We start from the raw sequence: 1172 nt of genomic DNA, 5'->3' as shown, positions 1-1172 counted from the left end.
CCATCGTCGTCGCCAGCGCCGCCCGTACGGCGGTCGGCTCCTTCAACGGGGCCTTTGCGACTGTTCCGGCTCATGAGCTTGGCGCTACCGCCATCAAGGGCGTGCTGGAGCGCGCCGGTGTCGACGCCAAGGAAGTCGATGAAGTGATCCTCGGCCAGGTGCTCCAGGCCGGCGAAGGCCAGAACCCGGCGCGCCAGGCGGCGATGAAGGCCGGCATTCCGCAGGAAGCGACCGCGTGGAGCGTCAATCAGCTTTGCGGTTCCGGCCTGCGCGCCGTCGCGCTCGGCCTGCAGCAGATCGCGACCGGCGATGCGAAGATCATCGTCGCCGGCGGCCAGGAATCCATGTCGATGGCGCCGCATGCCGCAAACCTTCGTGCCGGCACCAAGATGGGCGACATGAAGATGATCGACACCATGATCAAGGATGGCCTGACGGATGCCTTCTACGGCTATCACATGGGCATCACGGCGGAAAACATCGCGCGGCAGTGGCAGCTTTCCCGCGACGACCAGGACCAGTTTGCCGTTGCCTCCCAGAACAAGGCGGAAGCCGCGCAGAAAGCAGGCCGGTTCAAGGACGAAATCGTTCCTTTCGTCATCCAGACGCGCAAGGGCGACGTGACGGTCGACGCCGACGAATATATTCGCCATGGCGCGACGCTGGACGGCATGGTGAAGCTGCGCCCGGCCTTCGACAAGGACGGCACGGTCACCGCCGCCAATGCTTCCGGTCTCAATGACGGCGCCGCCGCCGCGCTGCTGATGACCGAGGCGGAAGCCTCGCGCCGGGGTATCCAGCCGCTGGCCCGTATCGTCTCCTGGGCAACGGCCGGCGTCGATCCGCAGATCATGGGCACCGGGCCGATCCCGGCTTCCCGCAAGGCGCTGGAAAAGGCCGGCTGGTCCGTCGGCGACCTCGATCTCGTCGAAGCCAACGAGGCTTTTGCCGCTCAGGCCTGCGCCGTCAACAGGGATCTCGGCTGGGATACCTCGATCGTCAACGTCAACGGTGGCGCGATCGCCATCGGCCACCCCATCGGCGCCTCCGGCGCCCGCATCCTCAACACGCTGCTGTTCGAAATGAAGCGTCGTGGCGCCCGCAAGGGGCTCGCCACGCTGTGCATCGGCGGCGGCATGGGTGTCGCCATGTGCTTCGAGGCGCTCTGAAGC

Annotated in this window: 1 protein-coding gene; it reads left to right on the top strand. The window is 66.5% G+C overall.

What is annotated here, in order from left to right:
- Positions 1 to 2 precede the first annotated feature (2 nt).
- Complete coding sequence (locus ACQZ6J_RS33870) at positions 3 to 1169, top strand: acetyl-CoA C-acetyltransferase (protein WP_449087234.1); 1167 nt, start codon at positions 3 to 5, stop codon at positions 1167 to 1169.
- Positions 1170 to 1172: the final 3 nt, after the last annotated feature.

The organism is Rhizobium sp. A37_96, assembly GCF_053521765.1.
This window is presented reverse-complemented; position numbering and strand designations above follow the sequence as displayed.